At 43.4% G+C, this 13,846-nt stretch carries 17 protein-coding genes; 1 reads left to right on the top strand and 16 read right to left on the bottom strand.

All coding sequences use genetic code 11. From position 1 onward, the window contains the following. Nucleotide 1 precedes the first annotated feature (1 nt). The 8 genes from panB to BTW01_RS08880 all read right to left on the bottom strand — a co-directional run bounded on the left by panB (nucleotide 2) and on the right by BTW01_RS08880 (nucleotide 6,651). Nucleotides 2-835, bottom strand: coding sequence for a 3-methyl-2-oxobutanoate hydroxymethyltransferase (gene panB, locus BTW01_RS08915; RefSeq protein ID WP_162102638.1), 834 nt, complete (start codon nucleotides 833-835; stop codon nucleotides 2-4). Nucleotides 836-1,078: 243 nt separating this feature from the next. After that, nucleotides 1,079-2,056, bottom strand: a complete 978-nt coding sequence (locus BTW01_RS08910; RefSeq protein ID WP_162102637.1) for a biotin--[acetyl-CoA-carboxylase] ligase — start codon at nucleotides 2,054-2,056, stop codon at nucleotides 1,079-1,081. After that, nucleotides 2,041-3,234: a CCA tRNA nucleotidyltransferase gene (locus tag BTW01_RS08905; RefSeq protein ID WP_162102636.1), complete on the bottom strand. Its 1,194-nt coding sequence runs from the start codon at nucleotides 3,232-3,234 to the stop codon at nucleotides 2,041-2,043. The genes BTW01_RS08910 and BTW01_RS08905 overlap by 16 nt, the downstream gene beginning before the upstream one ends. 4 nt (nucleotides 3,235-3,238) lie before the next feature. Then, nucleotides 3,239-4,372 (bottom strand): N-acetyl-alpha-D-glucosaminyl L-malate synthase BshA, encoded by a 1,134-nt coding sequence (bshA, locus tag BTW01_RS08900; protein WP_162102635.1) that lies wholly within the window; start codon nucleotides 4,370-4,372, stop codon nucleotides 3,239-3,241. Beyond that, complete coding sequence (bshB1, locus tag BTW01_RS08895; protein WP_162102634.1) at nucleotides 4,369-5,079, bottom strand: bacillithiol biosynthesis deacetylase BshB1; 711 nt, start codon at nucleotides 5,077-5,079, stop codon at nucleotides 4,369-4,371. The genes bshA and bshB1 overlap by 4 nt, the downstream gene beginning before the upstream one ends. After that, nucleotides 5,072-5,485, bottom strand: a complete 414-nt coding sequence (gene mgsA, locus BTW01_RS08890) for a methylglyoxal synthase (RefSeq protein WP_162102633.1) — start codon at nucleotides 5,483-5,485, stop codon at nucleotides 5,072-5,074. The genes bshB1 and mgsA overlap by 8 nt, the downstream gene beginning before the upstream one ends. Nucleotides 5,486-5,500: 15 nt before the next feature. Continuing rightward, a complete protein-coding gene (gene dapB, locus BTW01_RS08885; protein WP_162102632.1) occupies nucleotides 5,501-6,304 on the bottom strand; it encodes a 4-hydroxy-tetrahydrodipicolinate reductase in 804 nt (267 codons plus the stop codon). Nucleotides 6,305-6,315: 11 nt separating this feature from the next. Then, the gene (locus BTW01_RS08880) at nucleotides 6,316-6,651 is read right to left on the bottom strand and encodes a nucleotide pyrophosphohydrolase (RefSeq protein ID WP_004398044.1); all 336 of its coding nucleotides are present in this window, start codon (nucleotides 6,649-6,651) and stop codon (nucleotides 6,316-6,318) included. A gap of 139 nt (nucleotides 6,652-6,790) precedes the next feature. Between BTW01_RS08880 and BTW01_RS08875 the strand changes: the two genes are divergently transcribed. Continuing rightward, a complete protein-coding gene (locus BTW01_RS08875; protein ID WP_162102631.1) occupies nucleotides 6,791-7,663 on the top strand; it encodes a YitT family protein in 873 nt (290 codons plus the stop codon). A 40-nt stretch (nucleotides 7,664-7,703) separates the two neighbouring features. Here the strand turns inward: BTW01_RS08875 and ypjB are convergent, their stop codons facing one another. The 8 genes from ypjB to BTW01_RS08835 all read right to left on the bottom strand — a co-directional run bounded on the left by ypjB (nucleotide 7,704) and on the right by BTW01_RS08835 (nucleotide 13,776). Continuing rightward, the gene (gene ypjB, locus BTW01_RS08870) at nucleotides 7,704-8,498 is read right to left on the bottom strand and encodes a sporulation protein YpjB (RefSeq protein WP_162102630.1); all 795 of its coding nucleotides are present in this window, start codon (nucleotides 8,496-8,498) and stop codon (nucleotides 7,704-7,706) included. A 68-nt stretch (nucleotides 8,499-8,566) separates the two neighbouring features. Further along, nucleotides 8,567-9,160, bottom strand: a complete 594-nt coding sequence (locus BTW01_RS08865) for a DUF1405 domain-containing protein (RefSeq protein ID WP_202923595.1) — start codon at nucleotides 9,158-9,160, stop codon at nucleotides 8,567-8,569. 110 nt (nucleotides 9,161-9,270) lie between these two features. Beyond that, nucleotides 9,271-10,038, bottom strand: a complete 768-nt coding sequence (locus BTW01_RS08860; protein WP_162102629.1) for a menaquinol-cytochrome c reductase cytochrome b/c subunit — start codon at nucleotides 10,036-10,038, stop codon at nucleotides 9,271-9,273. Between the two features lie 34 nt (nucleotides 10,039-10,072). Next, nucleotides 10,073-10,747: a menaquinol-cytochrome c reductase cytochrome b subunit gene (qcrB, locus tag BTW01_RS08855; RefSeq protein ID WP_162102628.1), complete on the bottom strand. Its 675-nt coding sequence runs from the start codon at nucleotides 10,745-10,747 to the stop codon at nucleotides 10,073-10,075. A gap of 1 nt (nucleotide 10,748) precedes the next feature. Then, nucleotides 10,749-11,249, bottom strand: coding sequence for a ubiquinol-cytochrome c reductase iron-sulfur subunit (locus BTW01_RS08850; protein WP_162102627.1), 501 nt, complete (start codon nucleotides 11,247-11,249; stop codon nucleotides 10,749-10,751). Nucleotides 11,250-11,392: 143 nt separating this feature from the next. Beyond that, entirely contained in the window at nucleotides 11,393-11,839 is a 447-nt protein-coding gene (locus tag BTW01_RS08845) for a YpiF family protein (RefSeq protein ID WP_162102626.1), read from the bottom strand. 54 nt (nucleotides 11,840-11,893) lie between these two features. After that, a complete protein-coding gene (locus BTW01_RS08840; protein ID WP_162102625.1) occupies nucleotides 11,894-12,433 on the bottom strand; it encodes a ReoY family proteolytic degradation factor in 540 nt (179 codons plus the stop codon). Nucleotides 12,434-12,504: 71 nt separating this feature from the next. Beyond that, a complete protein-coding gene (locus BTW01_RS08835; RefSeq protein ID WP_162102624.1) occupies nucleotides 12,505-13,776 on the bottom strand; it encodes a tetratricopeptide repeat protein in 1,272 nt (423 codons plus the stop codon). Nucleotides 13,777-13,846: the final 70 nt, after the last annotated feature.

Here is a 13,846-nt window from a genome sequence, read left to right as displayed (position 1 = left end):
CTTATTTTCCTCCGTACAAGCCGTCCAGCACTGTCTGGTTCATTTTAAAGGAATGTTTTTGTTCAGGAAAAGCACGATGTTTCACATCCTGGACATATCCGCTGATTGCTGTCTCAATTGTTTTATCAATTTGCGTATATTGTTTTACGAATTTAGGTGTTCTCTCAACACCATGGCCAATCAAATCGTGATAAACGAGAACTTGTCCGTCCGCTTTCACACCAGCCCCGATTCCGATAACCGGTATGCTTAGCTTTTCGGCAATTTTAGCTGTGAGTTCTGCTGGCACACATTCCAGCACAAGCATCATCGCTCCTGCTTCTTGACATTTTATACTGTCTTCTATTAATTTTTTGGCGCTTTGTTCATCTTTGCCCTGTACTTTATACCCGCCTAATACACCGACAGACTGAGGTGTCAGGCCTAAATGACTGACTACTGGAATGCCTCCGAGCGTTAATGCCCGAATGGATTCAAACACGCCTTCTCCGCCCTCAAGCTTCAGTGCATCAGCACCGCTTTCCTGAACAATAGCCGCTGCGTTTTTCAGCGTATCTTCTTTAGACAGGTGATAAGACATAAATGGCATATCTGTCACAATAAAGGTGTTCGGCGCGCCCCTTTTAACAGCCTTTGTATGATGAATCATGTCCGCAACTGTCACACCGACAGTTGAATCAAGGCCAAGGACGACCATTCCGAGTGAATCCCCGACTAAAATCATGTCAACTCCTGCTTGTTCAGCAAGCTTAGCTGCCGGATAATCGTAAGCGGTCAGCATGACAATCGGTTCTTCCGTCTCCTTCATTTTTTGAAAATCGAGTTTTGTTTTCATGTTTTCTCCTCCTCATGTTTAGAGGAGATGAGCTGCCGTTTTCTTTTACAAGCCAAAAAACCTTCTGTTTAACGAGAAGGATTCTTCACTTTCTAAAGTCCGGCGAGTGTCATCCCTCTGTCCCAGTCCTTTTTGGATCAAGGCAGACTGCTGCAATGTCTATCTATTTTTATAATAGGTGCAGTTCGCAGGCGATACTGCCCAATGGAAGTATACCAAAATCAACGGGCTTGTACCAACACATTAACCCAGTTCAATATCGGCAGAATAAATTTTTTTGATACCTTCTTGCGTTTCTAAAAGAAGCACGCCTTCATCGTCTATACCTAGCGCCTTCCCGTAAAAGGTTCCTTTTAACGTTCTGGCTCTCATATTTGTGCCGATTCCCAGCGCATAGCTTTCCCATAAAAGCTTAATCGGCGTAAAACCATAAGTCATATAATCCCGATACCTTTTTTCAAAGCAAAGTAAAATATGCTGGATGACACCGGACCGGTCAATTTTTTCTCCGGCAGCTTGGCTGAGGCTTGTCGCGATGTCCTTCAGTTCCTCTGGAAAATCATCAGGCTGCTGGTTTACGTTAATGCCCATCCCGATGATAACTGAACGTACGCGGTCTTCCTCAGCCTGCATTTCTGTTAAGATGCCGACTGTTTTTTTTCCGTTAATCAAAATATCGTTAGGCCATTTAATATCAGTTTGAATGCCTGCTGCCTCTTCTATCCCCTGCACAACAGCTACTGCAGCAAGCAATGTGAGCTGCGGTGTTTTTTGAAGCGGGATGTCTGGCCGCAAAATCAGGCTCATCCAGATGCCGTTCCCCTCTTGAGAGTGCCATACCCTAGACATCCGCCCCCTGCCGGCTGTTTGTTTGTCAGCCACTATGAGCGTGCCTTCAGGTGCGTTATTATTCGCAAGCTCATGCGCCGTTTTTTGTGTGCTTGATATAATGTCTTGATAAATAAGATGCTGGCCCATCACTTCTGTTTTCAAACCGAAGCGAATCTCACTTTCACTGAGTTTACCTGGCTTTTTAATGAGCCGATATCCTTTTCTTCTAACGGCTTCTACTTCATAGCCCTCTTTACGAAGCTCTTCAATATGCTTCCACACAGCAGTTCGGGAACAGCCGAGGGCGTCACTGATTTTTTGGCCGGAAATAAACTCACTTCCGGCCTGAGAAAATAATTCAATAAGGTCTATTCTTAATGTTGACCGCATGTCTTCAGCCACTCCTCTATGTGTTTCTTTTGATTGGAGAGCTTTCCTGTCACAACAGCCTGCTCGATCCGCTGTAATTCTCCCGACACCCATTTCCCGGCAGGCCGGTCGCGAAGCGCAAGCAAATCTTTGCCAGTGATATCAAGATCCTTAAGGCTTTTGATCGGCAGGCTTTGATAAGCGCTTTGAATATCCTTTAGTTTTTCATCATCCAGTTTTTTGTTTTGCCGAAGCTGTGCTATTTTGACTGCTGAAAGAAGTGATTTTTCTCCAGCTTTATACATTGAAATGGCGTCCAGAGCCTGTCCAAACGTATGGGCAATGTGAATGGCTTCCTTCATCACTTTTCCCGGGAGCTTCCAAGCTTTCAGGAAAAGCGGCGCGTCTTTCAAATCTATTTCAAGATGAATTAAAATCGCAGCCCAAAGCTCTTCACGGGATGTTAAACAGCAAAACGGAAACTCACTCGCCGCGAGCAGGTTCTCTCGTTTATCATAAAAACCAGGCAGTTCTTCGTAAAGCCCCGTTTGAATGAGTGTGCGGAGCGCCTGCCCGGAGCCTCTTCCTTGCAGCAGTTTTTCAAACTCGATTGTTTTTCGTTCAACTGATACATGGGATAGCAGTGATTTTTCTTTCGCAATGGCTTCTTCTGTTTCTAATGAAAGCGTAAAGCCAAGCTGACTCATAAAACGTACGGCTCTCAGCATACGAAGCGCATCTTCTTGAAACCTGTCCTCAGGCTTTCCGACGGTTCGAATCAGTTTCTGATCAATATCTTTTTTACCGCCAAAATAATCAAGCACCTTCCCATCCGCTGTCATAGCCATCGCATTAATCGTCAAATCTCTGCGTTTTAAATCCTCTTCTAATGATGTGATAAATTGCACGTCTGACGGTCTTCTATAATCTTCATATTCTGATTCAGTCCGGAATGTCGTGACTTCATAAGTTTCATCTTCCCAGAGCACAATAATTGTACCGTGTTCTTTGCCTACATCAACTGTCCGCTGAAACAGCCTTTCTACTTGATCTGGCGCCGCATCAGTTGCAATATCGACATCTCCGATGGTTCGTTTCATGTAGCTGTCACGAACTGCTCCCCCGACAAAATAAGCTTGGTGGCCCGCTTCGATTAAGTTGTAGAGTACGGGAAGTGCTTTATTAAAAACTTGTTCCATGTCATCACTCCGGTTCTGCTAAATCGGCATAAATCTGTTCATATTGACTGACAATTTTTTGTGAAGAGAATTCATTTTTTAGCATTTCCATTGCCGCCTTTGTAAACCGCTTGCTTAGTTGTTCATCTTCTAAAATACTCAGCGCACAGGCTGTTGCTGCTGCAACATCTCCCACATCCACTAAAAAGCCGCTCTCATTGTTCTTAATTACTTCTGGGATACCGCCAATGTTTGTTCCGATACAAGGCACCCCGCAAGCCATCGCTTCAAGCAGGACAAGGCCGAAACTTTCTTTTTCAGACAGCAGCAGCTTTAGATCGCTAATGGAATAAAGTTCCTCAACACGATCTTGATTTCCAAGCATTAATACTTGGTTTTCCAATCCATATTGTCTGACAAGCTCACAGGCTGTTGATTTCTCCGGACCGTCTCCGATTAAAAGCAGCTTCGCTTTCGTTTTGCCGGCAATATTACGGAACACACGGATAACATCCTGCACACGTTTGACCTTTCTGAAGTTGGACACATGGATAACGACTTTTTCGTCTGGTAAAATCCCATGTTTCTCTTTAATCGACGCAGTGTTTTTCTTCAGATATACACGCTCGTCTATAAAGTTATAAATTGTTTCAATTTTTTTCTCCGGTTTAATTAAATCGTACGTTTCAGCTGCGAGCGCTGAAGAGACAGCAGTCACCCTGTCTGATGCCTCAATGGCAAAACGGATAAGGTCTTTTAGAGACGGGTCATAGCCTAACACTGTGATATCCGTGCCGTGCAAGGTGGTTACAATGCCGATATGGCGTTTCAGCATCTGCTTCGCAAGATAAGCGCACACGGCATGTGGGAGAGCATAATGAGCATGAATAATGTCTAAATTCTCTCGTTCTGCCACCTCAGCGATTTTGCTTGCTAATGTTAAATCATACGGAGGATACTTAAAAACAGCATATTGATTAACCTCAACTTCATGGAAATGAATATTGGGGTGATATGTATTCAGTCTAAACGGAATGCTTGACGTGATGAAGTGTATTTCATGTCCCTTTTCAGCAAGCTGCTTCCCCAGTTCTGTCGCAATGATGCCTGAGCCTCCGACGCTCGGATAGCATGTGATCCCTATTTTCAACTTTTTCATTGTTTGCCCCCAAACACATCATGATTGAGCATCAGCATCCGTTTGGAAAAGAAACCTTCAGCATACTCCACACCCGCTTCTTTGCCATAAAGCTTTTCTCTCGCTTCAATCATCTCAATATAGCCATTTGTCAAAGGTGTTGAAACTGAATCCTTTGATGGTGCAAACTGGCTTTTGTAGGCGTTAAGGCTTTGTTTTTTGGCCTCTATCGTATCTGAGATATCAATGACAAAATCAGGCTGATGAAAACCATTTATCATATAGTAGTAAACCTTGTTTACTTTATGTGCTGGAAGGCTTTTTTCGTCTTTATATTTGTGGATTCCTGCGGAAAAGATTGCTTCTTCCACCAGTGCAGCTGCATTGCCGTGATCCGGATGGCGATCCTTTTTATACGGCATAAAGACCGCTTTGGGCCGACAGGTTCTGATGACACTGACAATCTCTCGAATGGTCTGGTCACTCATCATCAGGCCGCGATCCGGAAGCGTTAGCTGAATTCTTTTATCTGCACCTAATATACGTGCTGCTTCAGCAGCTTCTTCTTTACGTAAACTGACCGTTCCGTTTGAAGAAAGTTCTGCTTCAGTTAAATCGCATATCATGACTTTTTTTCCTTGTTTGACAAACTTCGCGATTGCGCCGCCCATTCCGATCTCGACATCATCGCTGTGGGCGCCAAACGCAAGAACGTCAGCATTATACATTCGGTTCTTCTCCCCGAAGAAGGTTTCGGAATTCAAAAACACCTTCATCAAGTGTGCGGACAAGAATCTCCGCAGTACCCATATTTGTAGCGAGCGGAATGGAATACACATCACATAACCGGATTAATGCCGAGACATCCGGTTCGTGCGGCTGCGCGGTCAGCGGGTCGCGCAAAAAGATGACAAGATCGAGCGCATTGGCCGCGATCAATGCGCCGATTTGCTGGTCTCCCCCTAAAGGGCCGGATTGAAAACGTTCAATTTGAAGACCTGTCGCCTCTTGAATTTTCAATCCTGTTGTACCGGTTGCGTATAGATCATGATGACTCAAAATATCCCGATAGGCAGTCGTAAATTGAACCATATCTTGTTTTTTCTTATCATGCGCGATCAAAGCAATTTTCATCGTTCATCCCCCTGTCTAATCAATGATATTTTCTAAGCCGTATACAAGCTGATCAATCTTCATGACTTGTTCGACTGACAGTTTAACACCAGACATGAAAGAAGCACGGTTATAGGAATCGTGGCGAATCTGAAGCGTTTGCCCATCCATGCCAAACATGACTTCCTGATGTGCGATCAATCCCGGTAGACGGACACTGTGCAAGCGAATGCCGTTTTGCTCCGCCCCTCTCGCTCCTGGGAGAATTTCTTTTTCATCTGGATGTCCTTGCTGCTTTTCTTGACGGACTTCTGAAATCATTTCCGCTGTTTTAAGCGCCGTTCCGCTTGGAGCGTCAAGCTTCTTGTCATGGTGAAGCTCAATAATCTCGACATCCTCAAAGTAGTTGGCAGCCATTTTCGAAAATTTCATCATCAGCACCGCACCAAGCGCAAAGTTTGGAGCGATGATGGCTCCGATGCCTTTCTCTTCTGTTAAGGTCATGAGCTCTTTTAGATCAGCTTCTGAAAATCCAGTTGTTCCGACAACCGGGCGAACGCCGTGCTCTAATGCGATTTTAGTATGTATTTTCCCGATTTCAGGCGTCGTTAAATCAATTAAGACATCGGGCTGTGTTTCTGCAAAACAGGCCCGGATATCAGTGTAAATCAGAGCATCTGACTCTACAGCCATCACATCTGATAACTTTTGCTGGTCGTATGTGTGGTCGATGGCCCCGACAAGGTGAAAATGAGGTGTTCGTTCCGTCAATTTAACAGCTTCCTGCCCCATTCTTCCACGCGGTCCTGCAATGACTACTTTAATTGTCTCGTTTGGCATCTTGATCTCCTCTACTTTCCTTCTTCTTTTCTGGTCCAGCGGTCTTTATCTCTCGTATTAAATTTATGCATGACTCGGTCGTGGGCTTCCTCTAATGAGATATCAAGAGAGTTTGCTAAACAAACCAATACAAACAGCACATCACCCATTTCCTCTTCCATGCTTTTATCATCTTCAGTCGCTTTTTTTGGTTTTTCACCATAGCGATGATTCACTTCTCTGGCAAGCTCGCCCAGTTCTTCGGTCAGCCTCGCCATCATGGCAAGCGGGCTGAAATATCCTTCTTTAAATTGGCCGATATAACGATCTACTTCAGCCTGTATGTCTTTCATTGTTTTATCACTCACTAAACGAAACCTCCTATCATCCTCTTACATGTTAGCTAATTCAGATACGTTTGACAAATGTTTAAGCACGTTTGCTGTTTTCTTTTTCATCCACTATAATATAAACGCTATCTAATGGAAGGAAAAGGGGTTTTGTGTGATGCTGGGAGAAATTAGATTAAAAAACATATTTTTTATTTTAATCGGAGCAGCGATTTTTTCATTTGGCTTAGTTCACTTCAATATGCAGAACAATCTGGCTGAGGGCGGTTTTACAGGTATTACACTTCTGCTTTATGCCCTTTTCCATATCAGCCCCTCTATCTCGAATCTGGTTTTGAACATTCCGATTTTTTTTATCGGCTGGCGTTTGCTTGGCAGGACAATGTTCGTTTATACCCTTGTCGGCACAGTAGCTTTGTCTCTGTTCCTCAGCATCTTTCAGCGATATGAAATACACATGCCGCTTCAGCACGACTTAGCGCTCGCTGCTTTATTTGCCGGCGTGTTTATCGGAGCCGGATTAGGCATTATTTTTAAGTTCGGCGGGACAACAGGCGGGGTTGATATCATCGCCCGTTTGGTCAATAAGTATTTTGGGGTTCCTATGGGAAGAACGATGTTTGCTTTCGATGCCTGTGTCATCATTTTGTCTTTGCTTACTTATCTCTCCTACAAAGAAGCGATGTATACCCTTGTGGCTGTATTTGTAGCTGCCAGATTAATTGATTTTATTCAAGAAGGCGGATACGCTGCTAAAGGCGCTACGATTATCTCTGCGAAAAACGATCTGATCCAGAAAAAGATTCTTGAAGAAATGGAACGGGGCGTCACCATTTTGAAAGGGCAGGGTTCCTATACAAAAGAGGATTTAGATGTGCTTTATTGTGTCGTGCCGAAAAACGAATTGGTAATGCTGAAAAGTGTGATTAACACAATTGATCCTCATGCCTTTGTAGCGGTCAGCGATGTCCACGATGTGCTTGGAGAAGGATTCACGCTGGACGAAAATAAAAATCCGCTTCCGCGCTGACATTTGATAAAAAAGAGGCGGCTGCAGCCGCCTCTTTTCCTTATTTAGGGTAATCCCGTTTTTTTAGCTTATTTTTCTCCGCTTTATACTTTCTGTAGCCGACATAGCTCAGAGCTGTAATGATGATACTGCCGGTGGTGATGATCACCCAGAGTAAAGACGGATCGGCATCATCCTCTTCCACCCTGTCAAATACATTTTTCAGATCTTGCTGGAGAAGAGAAAGCCGCTCAAGCTTTGTGCTCTCAGTCATTTGCTGAAATTCCTCTTGCCCAATGACGTCTATATGTTTTCCGACAGTTTCAAGCTGATCCTCTGATACATCAATTGTAAGACTGGGATAAATCAAATCATATAGACTGATAAATTCATTCCATTTTTCATGAAAGCTCGTACTTTCATTTTTTTGAACACCTTGCTTCAGTTCAGCAAAGGCTTCCATAATCGGTCTTTCAAGTGAGCTCCAAAGCGGATCAGATCGATTATCAACAGCGTCCATCAGCATTCTGAACTGCGCGGCTGCTCTCCGTTTTTGCTCATCTGATGTATCAGCCTGTTTCAAACTCCGTACCATATCATTATAGCCCAATGTAATTTGACGAATTTGGGCTCCAGTTAACATGAGGTCTTGATTTTTTTTCTCAGCAGATTTTAATGTTTTTTCAAAATAAGCAAGGACTTGCAGTGCCTCTTCATATTTTGACTGGCGGGTCATTTGAAAAATCGTATCAGATAAATCGTTCAGCTCTTTGAGGCTTCCCCGCTCTGCAGCCTTGGCATTTCCATTATAAAAAATAAGAGCAATCAACAAACAGATCGTCAGCTTTCGTTTCATGCAGGTCCCTCCCACTCTCTCTCCTTACAGAATATGAAGAAAGGGACAAGGATAGACCAACATTGTCTTTACATCAGCTCAAGCTTCGTTTGCTTTTTCGAGACCACAAGGAAGTAAGCAAGCGCGATTGAAAAAATGCTTAGCCAAAATGTTCCGTACCCTATTTCAGTCATATAATCAGAAAGCATAGAGTACTGCGGCATCATATCAAACAAGTAGTCAATGACATCGTTATGCAGTGTCCAGACTGCAGCAATGGCAAGATGCCAAAAAGAAAAACGAAAATACGGACTGTACAACACGCCTTGGACTGCCATCGCAAAATGCGAGGCAATCAGCATATACCCCTCCCACGGCAGGTCACCTGTTACACCTAATACAAGAAAATTCATAGCGGCCGCCCACAGGCCATATTTCACTAGGGTGACGAGCGCCAGCGCCTCAAAGAGCGAAGCATTCCGTTTCATAATAAAGGCGAGCAGCACAAACAGAAAGAAAAACGTTGCTGTCGGGCTGTCCGGAACAAAAATCAGGAAGCGTGCCGGTGTTTCTGCCAGCTGCGGCAAGTACCAATAATATCCGTAAACTGTTCCCAGAAAATTGATCATTAAGACAAGAATAAGCATTGGCCGCTGCCCTAATACATATTGAAACCATTTCACATCAAATCAACTCTCAGTCTGTAAAAATAATGTCTCCATATAAAAAAGCTGACGCCGAGTCAGCTTTTGATAATAAAAGTATATCCTTCCATTTCACAATTCACAATACGTTATTTTGCGGTTGTTTCAGAAATGAATTTCGCAAGTTCTTTGAGCTGCTCATCATTCCCCTTAAACACGCCTGCCGGCATTTTACCTTTCCCTTCAACAGCGATTTTTTCGATTTCTTCCGGCTTCAGTCCGCTGTCAACCAACGAAGGTCCGGCCGCTCCCCCTTGGAGGTTATCTCCATGGCAAGAAATACAGCCCTGTTCCTTAAAAACCTTATATCCTTCCGCATTGGTGTCAATGTCGGCTTCTTTTGTGATTTTCCCCTGTTCTTCTGCTTTGGCCCAGTCGTGAGTAGCAACTGACTGCCACGTCAAAAATACAGCTGCGGAAATAGCCAAAAGCATCATACCGACAGCAACAGGACGCTTCCACGGCCTTCTTTCTGTTCCTCTGTCAAGGAATGGCGCCAAAAGCAGCGCACCAAAAGCGAGCCCCGGCATAATCATGGCACCAACCACTGTGAAACTTCCGGCCGCGTATTCATACTTCAACAGCTGATATAAGAAAAGAAAATACCAATCCGGCAGCGGAATATAACCAGTATCAGTCGGGTCCGCCATCCGCTCTAAAGGCGGCTGATGCACTATCGTCAAAACAAGAAAACCGATCAGAAAGACAGCGCCGACCATCCATTCCTTCAACAAAAAATTCGGCCAGAAAGCCTCTGTTTTGCCGGGATACTCCGAATAATCCTTCGGTATGTTCGGCTTTTTTTCAGCCGGTATCCTTGAGTCGCCCACAAATTTCATCCCTTTGCCCCGGTGCATGTCATCCCCTCCCTTTTATTCGCAGATCAAGATTTTAAAGCGGTCCTGAAATCCCCTGCTTCCGGATCATAATAAAATGTGCAGCCATGAGCCCGAACAATGCGGCAGGAAGAAAAAATACATGGATCGCAAAAAACCTAGTCAGCGTTTGGGCGCCTACAATATCCGGATGCCCCGCAAGTAGTGTTTTGATTTGCGTCCCGATTAAAGGCGTGGCTTCAGCGATCTGCAGCCCGACTTTTGTAGCAAACAAAGCCTTCATGTCCCAAGGAAGCAAGTAGCCTGTAAAGCCAAGCCCGAGCATGACAAAAAAGATCAAGACACCGACAATCCAGTTCAGTTCGCGCGGCTTTTTATACGCCCCTTGGAAAAAGACCCTAAGTGTATGTAAAAACATCATTACAATGACTAGGCTCGCACCCCAATGATGCATCCCCCTGACAATCTGACCGAATGCCACTTCATTTTGTAAATAATATACCGATTCCCAGGCATTTTTGATATCAGGCACATAATACATCGTTAAAAACATTCCAGATAACACTTGGATAACGGTTACAAAAAACGTCAGCCCTCCAAAGCAATACACAAACGCCGAAAAATGGTGAGCGGGATTTACATGTTCCGGTACTTCGTGATCGGCAATATCCCTCCACATCGGTGTAATATCAAGCCGCTCATCTACCCAGTCATAAATTTTGTTCAGCATGTCACCCTTCCCCCTTAGGCTTTGCTTTTCCAAGATACAGGAAGCCGTCTTTTACTTCTTGTTCATAATGATCAAGAGGCGCAAGCGGCGGTGTGCCCGGGACATTGGTGCCGTCCTTTTCATAGAGTCCATAATGGCATGGACAAAAGAATTTATTCGGATTTTTAGGATCACTATTCCAGTTCACCGTACATCCTAAGTGCTTGCAAATTGGCGAAAGTGCTACAATTTCTTCCCCATTTTTGAAGACCCAGGCTGATCTTGACTCTTCTGATTCATACCAGGCATCGACTTGATTAATTTTGAAATCAAAGCGCTGCGGCTCTTTTGTCAGTTCATCTACGCTGACAACCTGAACCATGTCCTGCTTGCCTGTCGATTTTAATACCGGGTCGAGTGCAAAGCGAACCATCGGCATGAGCATACTAGCCGCCATAAACCCCCCTACGCCTGTGAGCGTATAATTCAAAAATTGACGTCTGGATATATCATGTTTGCCCATCTCTTCTCCCCCCCTCTAGAACACCCCTGTAAACTGACTAAAATAGAAAATATTGCAATACCTTTAGACACCCTCATAATATATGAATCTCTCAGCAAGGTCAATATAGCCAAAATATTGTTTATAAGGAAATGTAAGTGTTTTTATATATTGCTCCACAACTGTAACAAAACGTTCAAAATTTCAGCGGTACGTTCATCTAATATTTTTCTTTTTAAGGAGTCATTTACATGCTCTAATGGTATAGACGGCGTAACAATGATTTTGCCTAATGCATCCTCACTTTTCCAATTTTCTTCAGATGTAAGCAGTACAACATGAGAAAATTCTGATATCAGCTCTTCCCGCAAATTCTTGAGCCCTTGAACAGTTATTTCATTTCTATCAACATATGTATAAGGGGGCAGCAAATATACCCGTCCCTTTAACTGCCTTTCCAGTTCTTCTGCCAGAAGCTGAATGAACTCGCCTTTCTCAGCCGCCATTTTAAAATGACTCCCTGTTTTTATGTTAATTATTGGAATGATAGCGGTATCAATGTAATCTTTAGATTGTAAATAGTCCTTGGCATCGCTGATTCTCCACCTCATTGTTTTCCCCCTTTACGACAACTAGCCTTGCAATACGCTGCAAGGCTGGTCATATTATGTGAGCTGATTCAATTGGCGCGATAGTTGTTCAAAGGCAACTTTATCATGACGATCTAACGCGTCATCAATGTCTTTTAATAATTTTTCTCTTTGGAAGGTAGAAATAGCATGCTCCAAAAATTGTTCAGCCAGTCCCTGATCTTTTTTGTTTCCAAACAGATCCTTCGGAATATGAGGATTGGATTCCAATACAGCCGCATACTCAGGTGAGCTGTAAGCTGAACGGAAATTAAGCTGGATAAACAAATCCTGCTGCTTATTTAATCTAATATCATGAAAAGATTTTTCAGCGTCGGTTGTCATGATATTCTCTTTATAGAACCGAAACGGAACTTCTTCCACACAATGTGTTGACATAATGATGCCTCTCGGGCAAAATTCGGCCTGCTCCACAAAATGAACCTTCTCCATGAGAGAATCATGGCTCATTAAGTAGTTCAAAATCCAAACGCATTCTCGGCGCTTTAACTGATAATGGTTTAAAAACCAACGGATAAAATCTTTTTTCTCATTGACAGAAACAGGGGTCTGCATGTAATTCCCTCCTCTATCGTTCGTATAATTTATATACTTATATGTTCCACATATATGGTGAACATTCCTGCTTACCTAGAAAATTCATCCTCGATTCGCAAAATCGTTTCTTCCAGCTCTTCATTGGCCCCGTCAATTTCAAGAACCTTTTTCAAAAGCGGCAACGCTTCTTTTTGCAGACCTTCTTCTAACAGGAAGCTTGCGTATTCATATAAGAAATCTCTGTCCTCCCTGTAATGAAGAAAGGCAGTTTCAAAAGATTGTTTTGCTTTTTCGTATTCCTCTAATTCGGTATAAGCGCTCGCCAGATACCAATTGTATTTCGGATCTTCTTCTCCATAGCCGCGAACCTCTTGAATCAGATCAATGATTTGTTCATAATCCTCTTCTTTATGATATACAGCAAGAAGTGTATGAAGGGCCTCGACGAAGCCAGGATCGAGCGCGAGCGCCTCCTGAAGTAGATTTTTTCCATCTTCTGGATTCCCGATTTTCAAGGCCATTTTTGCGGCATAGAGGTAAAGCTCTTTGTTATACTCATCGTAATTGATACCCTCTTTTGCCGTTTTGAATGCCTCTTCATACATTCCTTCAGCTTCATAGCTTTTCGAAAGCGGCATATAAAGTGAAGAATAAGAAGGATCAAGCTCTTTTAAATCAGACAGCTGCTTAATAGCTGTTTTCACAAGCCCTGCCTGTAATGCTGTAAATCCATAACCAAAAATCGTGTTAGGATCAGGATTCTCATCAGCGGCTTTCTCATACCATTGAATGGCATCCTCAAATTCACCTGAGGCACTTAACGATTCGGCCAGTCTCTGATGGACATTAACGCCCCCAATCTCACTCTGCACCTCAGCCGTTGTTTTAAAATATTGAACCGCTTTTGCATAGGCTCCCTGCGTAAAGTAAAGTTCCCCCAGTGCAAAATCAATGATGGGTTCACTGTCCAGAATGGACTTTGCTTGTAAAAGCTTTTGTTCACTGACTTCGAATAACCCCTGCATCTGATAAAGATCTGCCATAAGCAGCAAACTTTCCGGATATGATGGATCTGTTTCCGGAATGGTTTCCAGCACAGTAAGGGCTTTTTCTTCTTCGTCAATATCTATTAAAAGTTCGGCATAAAAATTCGTCAGTTCTGTCTCGTTTGGATATAAATCATGTAAATCACTGATCAGCGAAATCGCTTTCTCCACATTACCCCACTCGTAATAAAGCTGGGCTGCAATGGCTTTGTCTTCATCATGGAGCTGTTTTTCAGCTTTTGAGAGAGTGTTGAGGCCTTTTTCTGTTTCACCTGCTTCAACTAATTTTATGGCTTCTTGAATCAATGTATTCAAATCGGACCGGTCCTTTCTTTTCCTATACAACATCAACCATACAAAAAAGCTTTATTTGTTAGGGCTATCC

It is taken from the genome of Bacillus sp. SKDU12, assembly GCF_010093085.1.
Taxonomy (GTDB): domain Bacteria; phylum Bacillota; class Bacilli; order Bacillales; family Bacillaceae; genus Bacillus; species Bacillus mexicanus.
The sequence above is the reverse complement of the archived record's forward strand: the minus strand, read 5'-3'. Positions and strand labels throughout refer to the sequence as shown.